Source organism: Sphingobacteriales bacterium (assembly GCA_012517435.1).
In the GTDB taxonomy this organism is placed as follows: domain Bacteria; phylum Bacteroidota; class Bacteroidia; order CAILMK01; family JAAYUY01; genus JAAYUY01.
Window position 1 is genome coordinate 37966 of record JAAYUY010000076.1, and the last position, 9674, is coordinate 47639.

A 9674-nucleotide genomic window follows, 5' to 3' on the forward strand; every position below is an offset into this window, starting at 1 on the left:
TCCTTGCTATTTACTGATTATCTTAGGTTTACCTAATATCCCTGCTGTATTTTAAATACCCGTTCAACCCAGATTTTGTTGTTAACATTCAGTCGGATGAAATAGATCCCGCCTGCCAGGCCTTCATCACCGAAAGCATATTCATAACGCCCTGCCGGTAAGGCAGTATTGACCAGCACTTCGACTTCTTTACCATAAGCATCGTAAACACCCAGCTTTACATTTGAAAAGCTGTTAAGGTCGAAACGTATATTGGTGGATTGTTTAAACGGATTAGGATATACCAGCATTTTAAAACGTGCCTGATAAAGCTCTTCTTCACTCAGACAATTTGTAATTACTGCCGTATCAATCACATAGTTGTAACAACCATTATTTGAAATCACCAGCATAATGACGGGGTATTTTCCGTTGGCATTGTATTTATGAACCACTTTATGCCCTGAGGAAGTATCATTATCGCCAAAGCTCCAGTAGAAGGTGTTCAGGGTGTCGCCACCTGCCAAAAAGGTAGCCTCTCCGTTGCTGCCGTAAACAATGGTAAATTTAGCTTCGGGCAAAGGATATATTTCAATGGTTTTATACGCTGTATCTGCACATCCCTCATTGCTTACCGCTTCGAGGCTGATGGTATAAAATCCTGCCGTATCGTAAATATGTTCAGGATGCTGGCTTACCGACTGATGCTGGTCGCCAAAATCCCAGTTCCATGCGCTGATATATGCCGGACTATCCACAACCGATTGATCCGTAAACCTGACCGTATCGCCCGCACAGCTGTTTTTTGTGTCAAATCCGGCAACCGGCATTTTCCAGATAAACACATCACGATAAGCGGAATCGGCACAGCCAAATCCTGATACAGCCTTTAGTTTTACTGCAAAATATCCGGTAGTGTCATAACTAAATACAGGATTTTTTACATGAGACACATATTTCGGATCCGAAGTATTTTCTCCGGCAAAATACCAGGTAAACCGGAGAGTGTCTCCGATGACTGAACTCAGGTTGCTGAATTTAAACTTATTATCCCTGAAACATTGCTCGTTGTCATCTACATTGAAGCCGGCAACAGGCATTTTAACTACCACCACATATTTCATGACAGTATCGGAACATCCAAGATTACTTTCTGCCATCAGCCATACATGATAATTCCCTGCCATTTGATAAAAATGGCTTGTATTGACAGCTGTGGAAGTATCTCCGTCACCGAAAGACCAGATAAACTTCATGTTTCCGCTTTGAATGTAAGATGAATTACTGAAAACAAACAGGTTATTACTGAAACACTGGCTGTCGCTGTTCACCGAGAATGAGAGCTGAGGAGACGGGAACACATAGACTTCTTTAATCAGCGAATCTGTACAGCCAAGATTTGAAGTTGCCGTCAGTTTTACCGAAAAGGTATCTGCATTCAGGTAAATGTGGCTTGTGTTGGTTGAAGTTGAAGTATAGGCATCTCTGAAATCCCATAAATAGGTCATACTGCCGGAATTGATTTTCGACTGGTTGGTAAATACAAAATGATTGTGTTTAAAGCATTGCATACTGTCGTTGATCACGAAATCCAACTGCGGGCTTGGCCAGATATATGTCTGACTAACAAAGGTATCGGCACAATTCTGAATGGAAATGGCTATTAGTTTTACTGTAAATATTCCGTCCCTGTTATACTGATAAACGGGATGGGTGGCTGATGAAATGTTGCTGTCGCCAAAATCCCATGAGAATACCATATTTCCGGTATTCAGCGAAGATTGATTGGTGAAAACAAACTGATTCCCTGTCAGACACTGGTCTGTATCGTTTATTGCAAATTTTACGGAAGGCATTTCGTAAACATATACTGTTGCTGATGAAACATCTGTACAGTTTTTATCAGAAACTGCAGTCAGTTCGACCAGATAATTACCATAAGCCGTATATGAATGCTGAGGATTGGTCTGAACGGAAGTAGTATTATCACCAAACTTCCATTGATAGCTCAGATTTCCGTAAGCCAATGCTGACTGATTGGTAAAGTCAAACTGATTGCCTTTCTGACACTGGTCTGTGTCATTAATTGTAAAGGTACTTGTTGGAGAAGGATAGACATAAACGGTCCGGATGGCAGAGTCTCCACAGTTTTTGTCTGAAATAGCCACCAGCCTGACAGAAAAAGTGTCGGCTGCAGAATAAGTGTGAGAATCATGGGTTTGAACAGATGTTGACCCGTCACCGAAATACCATTTGTAAGTAGAAAGGCCTTGTGCCAGCGTGGTCTGATTGGTCATTACAAAATTATTTCCGTTAAAACACTGGTCAGTGTCGTTCACCTTGAATGAGACAATCGGATTGGGATTGACGGTTACTGTTTTTATCAGGCTATCAGGACAGTTTTTATCAGTTATGACCAATAGTTTGACATCAAAAGAGCCATAGGAAGTGTACTGTTTTGAAGGATTCGGCAAGGTGCCGGTGCTGTTGTCGCCAAATGACCAAAACTGGCTGAGTGTTCCGCTGCTCACCGTTGAGTTGTTGGTAAAACTGAACTGATTACCTGCCAGACATTGAACATCATTGTTGATGCTGAAGTTGGCCACCGGACTCGGATGGACGGTAACCGTTTTGGTCAGCGAATCCTTACAGCCATAGTTCGAGGTGGCTATCAGTTTCACCTGATAAGTGCCTGCAGCGGTATAGCTATGCTGTGGCGAAGTTTGGGCTGAGGTGCTGTTGTCTCCGAAGTTCCATAAATAAGTCAGTGTTCCGCTGCCTATGCCGGATTGATTGGTAAAGCTGAAACTGTTCCCATTTTTACATTGCTCTGTATTGTTGATGGCAAAGGCAACTGATGGATTTGCCCTGACATTCAGCGTTTTGGTTGTAGAGTCCTTGCAACCCTTGTCGGAGATAAGCAATAGTTTCACCGTATAAGAACCAAAACCGGCATACGAGTGACTGGGGCTGGTCTGCGTGGAGCTGCTGTTGTCTCCGAAATCCCAGAGATTTGCAAAAGTTCCTGAACTGATGGAGGAAGTGTTTGTAAACACAAAATTATTGTTCGTAAAACATTGTGAATCAGCATTTACACCAAACGAAGCCACCGGACTCGGATGGACGGTAACCGTTTTGGTCAGCGAGTCCTTACAGCCATAGTTCGAGGTGGCTATCAGCTTCACCTGATAAGTGCCTGCAGCGGTATAGCTATGCTGTGGTGAAGTTTGTGCTGAGGTGCTGTTGTCTCCGAAGTTCCATAAATAAGTCAGTGTTCCGCTGCCGATGTTGGATTGATTGGTAAAGCTGAAACTGTTCCCATTTTTACATTGCTCTGTATTGTTGATGGCAAAAGAAACAGATGGATTTGCCCTGACATTCAGCGTTTTGGTTGTAGAATCCTTGCAACCCTTGTCGGAGATAAGCAATAGTTTCACCGTATAAGAACCAAAACCGGCATACGAGTGACTGGGGCTGGTCTGCGTGGAGCTGCTGTTGTCTCCGAAATCCCAGAGATTTGTAAACGTTCCTGAACTGATGGAGGAAGTGTTTGTAAACACAAAATTATTGTTCGTAAAACATTGTGAATCAGCATTTACGCTAAACGAAGCCACCGGACTCGGATGGACGGTAACCGTTTTGGTCAGCGAGTCTTTACAGCCATAGTTCGAGGTGGCTATCAGCTTTACCTGATAAGTGCCTGCAGCGGCATAGCTATGCTGTGGTGAAGTTTGTGCGGAGGTGCTGTTGTCTCCGAAGTTCCATAAATAAGTCAGTGTTCCGCTGCCTATGCCGGATTGATTGGTAAAGCTGAAACTGTTCCCATTTTTACATTGCTCTGTATTGTTGATGGCAAAAGAAACAGATGGATTTGCCCTGACATAGACTGTTTTTGTCAGGCTGTCCTTACAACCAAAATCAGAAGTAACAACAAGCTTCACTATGAAAGAATCTGCTGTTGCATAGCTATGTGAAGGATGCTGTTGGGTGGAAGTAGTGTTATCCCCAAAATCCCAACGATAGGTTATATTTCCGGAACTGATGGTCGATGAATTTGTAAAACTGAAATTATTTCCTGTCAGGCATTGCTCGGCAGTGTTGACACTGAACTGAACAGCAGGCTGCGGAAATACACGGATATTTTCAGTTACCGAATCAATACAGGCTTCATTGCTGATGGCTTTCAGCTTGACGGAATAAGTGTTGGCCGAGCTATAAGATTTTGAAGGACTTACAGAGGTCGAAGTGTCTCCGTTTCCGAAATTCCAGAGATATGTCAAAGTTCCGCTACCGATTGAAGAATTGTTGGTAAACTTAAACGAATTTCCGCTCAGGCATTGGCTGTCGTTGTCAATGGTGAAGGAAGCAACAGGCATTTCAAAGACAGAAACTGTTTTTGTGACCGAATCCATACAGCCTTTGTCGGAAGTAATAATCTGACGGATATAATGAATACCTTTTGAAGTAAAAGATGTTGACGGATGCTGGCTGTTCGAAGTGGCTGAATTGTCGAAACGCCAGAGATAACTCATGCTTCCTGAGGCTATTTTGCTGGTATCGGTCATCACAAAGTTATTGCCTGATAAGCATTGCCCGGTATCATTGATGGTAAAACCGGGCTGAGGCATGGGATAAACGTTAATGGTTTTATAGCTCGAATCGGAGCAGGAAGCATCGGAAGTAGCAATGAGCCACACATTGAAATTACCATGGGTGGTATAGGAATGGGTGGCTGTATCAGCAGTAGCAGTAGTGCCATCACCAAAACGCCACAGGCGGGTATAATTTCCACTGCTTAAGGTTGAAGTATTGTAAAAGTTGAAAGTGTTGCCATACAGACAATTTCCGGTAACAGGTGCTGAAAATGAAACTACCGGAGTCGGATTGACCGTAACCATGACACTATCCGTATTCACACAGCCAAAGGAATCCTTCACCACAAGTTGATAAGCGGTGGTGGTGGTGGGAGAAGCTACCGGATTGCTGGCAGAATCGTCATTAAGCGTAGTGTAAGGCCGCCATGAATAGATATAGGGAGCTTTGGTTCCGCTGGCAGTGGGTGATCCCCCGATAGTAACACTCTTACCGGAACAAATAGTTTTATCATTTCCTGCATTTGCAACAGGCAGGTTGAGAATCGGGAAATAATCGCTGAAACTCAGGCCTGCATCATTCAACGCATTGGTGATCAATATTCTGTAGTATTTTCCACTCACAATACTATCAGGCATTTCCCAGGTGTAAGTTGAATCGGTTATATCGATGCCATTGGCAATAGGGACATAAGTTCTGCCACTGTCGGCTGTATATTTAATATTAATTAATGGTACTTCCACTTTTCGCCAGGCTATTGTTATGTCGGTACCTTTACAATAAGCTGATAAGCTATCTGGTTTTACAATCATCTGGAAAGGCTTTATTTTGATGGTTGCCTCTCCTGTAGTTTTGGCTGCTTCCTTATTTCCCACATTGTCTTTTGCCCTTGTATAAAACCTGTATTCATTGCCATATTCACCCGAAAATATGGTAAAAGTATCGGCAATATCTTTTTTATACAGTGAGAAATTTGAGCTGTTTTCAGAAACGTACAGATCATAGGTTTTGACACCTGAACCTTTGTTGTCGTCAGAACCTTTCCATGTAACCACCACTGAAGCCGTATCGACTGAAGGAGGCAGGCTGTCCACCTTACTGTCGGGTGCTCCGGCATCAAACACATTGGCCCATGTATTGGTATAGATCGGGCTGTGAATATCGAATACAATTTTGGCCTGAGCCTTAACGGTATCACTTGTTTTTACGGTTGTTTTCGGGAAAATATAAAAGCTGACAAATCCTTCTCCTCTATGGGTAATGCTGTCGTTGACGGGCAAAAAACCTTTGGAGGGATCGCTTGGCGGAAGACCATTATCAGGCCCGATGGATTCAAAAATCCAGAAAGCTTCTCCTTTTGTCGGGTCAATACCAGCAATAAAATCGACATAAACGCCCAGAGAATCTTTCACATCAATCCGGGTGGCATAGCTTGTTTTATTAGCAGGAGCCTGAAAGGTAAAATCCCCGAAGCCAAAGTCTTTCAGCCGGAAAGTGTACATATCCATTTTGGGATCGAAGGGAAGCGTTACTATCACTCTCTGGGCAGGTGCGGAAGCAAATTTAGGATCGTTTTCAAAACGGACATTGTAATAAAGCGGGTCTGATTTACTGACGAAATGTTCAGGGCCAAAGCCTTCAGGGCCTGTAATATCGTTGGGGTCGCGTGAACAAAGGATGGGAATAAACCAGACAAAGGTAGCTCCTGAAGCTTTACAACCATTGTCATCCACCACATCACAACGGTAAATACCTGTGGCACTGACCACCAGGGTCTGATTCGGCCAGCTATAGGTATAAGGGGCAGTTCCACCTGAAGCAACTGCCGTCAGGGTAACCGTTGGGTTTCCATCCTGCACACAGAAAGGAATCACAGCCGGGCCTCCGAGAATATTTACATTTATTGGCAGGGGTTCTTCCACTGTCGTATCAGCATACCCTTTACACCCTCTGGCATCCTGTGCCATTACCTTGTAATATCCTGCCGGTACCGGAGCAAGGGTCTGTGTCCGTGCTCCTCCATAATTCCACAAATATGCAGAATATGGCAGTTCTCCCGAATGTGGTATGGCTTTAACCACGCCTGAAACATCACCGTGACATTTTATATCCTGCTTGGTAATGCCGACATAGGTCAATGAGTCAAAATTGAAATAATGTGCTTTATCGCTCTGTGAAGGGGTACTTGGTGTCCATGTTCCATTGCTGTTCAGCTTAGGAATATTGTTCCCCGACAGATTTGCCTGATTCTGAAATCCAAAAATATCCTGATTGTAAAGGTCTTTTCCCGTAATAAAAAGTTTATGCTTTTTGTAAGTATGACCGGCTACCTTATCCACCGGAATGGTAAATTCCCATTTGGTCAGGGTATCGGTGGCGGTATTCTTTTCTTCGGAATAACTCAGGGAAGGCACTTCGAGTTTGACACTTTTCATGGGCTCAGTGAGGTAAATGACTACTCTCACCGGTTTGTTACAAACAGCCACTGTATCCCTAATCAACTGATATTCATACCGGTTATTGGCAGACGACCAGTTCCACCGTGCATGATAAACCTTATTATTGTCTGCATACACCTCCACTTCTCTGACCATTGGCCTGAAGTTTTGCACCATTACATTTTTGGTAAAAAAAGTATCATGTATCAGGTCACCAACCACTGCATAAACTTTATAAACCCCGTCAGGGAATTCCCATTCTCCCGGACTGCGGGCTTTATTGCCTGTGGGCCCTGCACCGTTCGACCATGTTTCCGTATTACGGGCATTGGTCGCCCACGACCTGCTATCATCAAGGTTTGTTTTTGAACCATTGAAACCGGAGGTATTGGTTAACAGCCATGTAAACCATTGCCAGAAATCATAGTCAGGATCGGGCGTTACCGGTGGTTTTGAACGGTATGAATCCCAGGGAATAATCATTGCATTTAAAAGCGAATTTGATGTTTTATTGAAACTATCGCTTAAAAATTCATCACACTTAAATAACAAATAAGGAGAAGCAGCCGAACGAACAGTATCCACCCAGTTGTTGCCCACCTTTTTCCTGATATAATACCCCACCTTGTGTGGATTTTGATAAAATCCGTTGGTGCTCATACGGTCCAGCAGCTCCCATTGAATATCCACTCTGTTGTAGGCTACAGTGTCAACAGTAGTATTGGTCCAGTTGCTGTCGAGCAGAAATTTAAAATACTTATTATCATCATTGGTATTCAGGGTAACAGGTTTATTGTTCCCGGGATCTTTGTCTTCATTCGATAAATACATTTGTAAAGCATGCCTTGTACCTGCCAGCATGGTAACACCATTTAACCAGCGGTGAAAATGAATATGATAACACTGGGTATTCCAGAAACTATCCACTATTTCACCAATGGTATCTCCAGCCTTTATGGAAGTTCCAACGGTCAGGTATGGCCTGAGGTTTTTCATGTGGTTGTACTGGTAATATTGATTTACCCCGTTAATAAAAACCTGGACATTGATATATTTTCCGGTCTCTCCCTGTCCAAATGAAACAATCTGTCCGCTGAATGAGGCAATAACGGTTTCTGTCTTGTAATTATAGTCCCCGTTAATATCGACTCCTTCATGAAAATATTTATCCCCGCCTGCCATGATGGGTTGGTTAAAATTATGCATCAGATTACGGCTGGGACCGGTTTTAGCCTGATTCAATACAGGCCAGTATCTCTTAACATAAGTAAACTTTGTGCTCGAAGCGCTCCACACGCCTGCTTTTTTTACACCCATGTTAAAAGTAATGGTATCTCCTTCCGAAAAATTAAAATTGTACCATTTACTGGTCAGATTTGAGGCTACTGTGCTGTCCCAATTGGAAAAATTACCCGAGTTTACTTTATATCTGATCCGGTATGCCTGACACGGGGTATCCGCTGCCCATACAATAATAGCACTGTTATGGGAATAATCAGGTATAACAGATTTTATAACCGGCTGTGCCTTAAGACTCATGGAGCCCGCCAGGAGGAATATTGTTAAAAGAAGATACTTCATCAAACAATTGTATTGAGCTTCTTTATACATTTTAGTTAATCCTTTCATAATTACCTGTTTAATTGAAGTTTAACCAATTGCTTCCCCGTCCTCAGCAGAATTTTATCCTTCCCTTCAAAAACTGCCATCCGGTAGGGTTCCCAGAATGGCGACTCATTTATCTCAATTTCTGAAATCAGTTTTCCGTCTTTCAGGCTGATAGCCGACAGGTGATAGACGTTTCCCGAACCTAATGAAACAACAATAAAGTAATCCTTATCAGCAGAAATGGTGATGGGATATCTGCTGAAGGTTTTGCCGGGCAGAACTCCTGAAAAAATAGGTTTTGCCCCATTATTTATGCTATAGAGTTTCCAGCCGTTTTCTTCTGTCACAATAAACTGTTTTTCGGAAATAAATTCAATTCCGCCAACACTCAGCGTATGATTCAGGCTGAAAAGTTTAGCTCCTTTATCATCGTAAAAATCCGTAATAAAACTCATGCTTTCCTCTTTGAGGTAAGTGACAGCCATCAGTTCTCCACCGGGAGAAAGATTGACGGCCTGCGGAATGCAGTCTTCCATCCTGATTTCCCACTGAATATTCCCGTTTTTATCAACTTTCTTCAGGTATGGCAGGGAGTGAATGCTATCGATGTCCACATGGGCAAAGGCATAAAAATCACCTCCTGCAGAAGCAGCCACGGCATAAGGTGCATGACCTATTACTCCGACATTTTTAATCCAGTTCCCGTTTGTTTTTAAAACATGAAGTTCAAGGTTGTAATCTGTGTAAAAACCAGGTTCTTCTCCGTAATTAAATAATCTTTCAGCCTCCGGAACCACGATAAACATCCCAAGGGGTTTTTGTATTTCCATCCGCTGATTGTTGTAAGTAACAAATAACTCAGCCGGTTTTTCCACATAAAAATATCCTTCGAAACTTCCCGTAATAATTCCCTTGTTATCAGGCAGGTCGTTGATATTGTAATTCCTTGTGTAAGACACAGAAGATAAAATACGAAATCCGTTTTCCTGCGCTAAAACAAGGTGTGTCGAAAATACGGATAATACTATCAAAATCCATTTATTCATGATCGTCTTT

General features: G+C 42.8%; 2 protein-coding genes. Both read right to left on the reverse strand.

Going from position 1 to position 9674, the window contains the following annotated elements; all coding sequences use genetic code 11:
* Positions 1-32: 32 nt before the first annotated feature.
* Positions 33-8639 carry a PKD domain-containing protein gene (locus GX437_04345; GenBank protein ID NLJ06886.1) on the reverse strand — a complete coding sequence of 2869 codons (8607 nt, stop codon included), beginning with the start codon at positions 8637-8639 and terminating at the stop codon, positions 33-35.
* Positions 8640-8641: 2 nt separating this feature from the next.
* Positions 8642-9664 (reverse strand): hypothetical protein, encoded by a 1023-nt coding sequence (locus GX437_04350; protein ID NLJ06887.1) that lies wholly within the window; start codon positions 9662-9664, stop codon positions 8642-8644.
* Positions 9665-9674 lie beyond the last annotated feature (10 nt).

Coding starts and splice junctions, on each gene's coding strand:
- GX437_04345 (NLJ06886.1), bottom strand. CDS start 8,639: ATGAAAGGATTAACTAAAATGTATAAAGAAGCTCAATACAATTGTTTG.
- GX437_04350 (NLJ06887.1), bottom strand. CDS start 9,664: ATGAATAAATGGATTTTGATAGTATTATCCGTATTTTCGACACACCTT.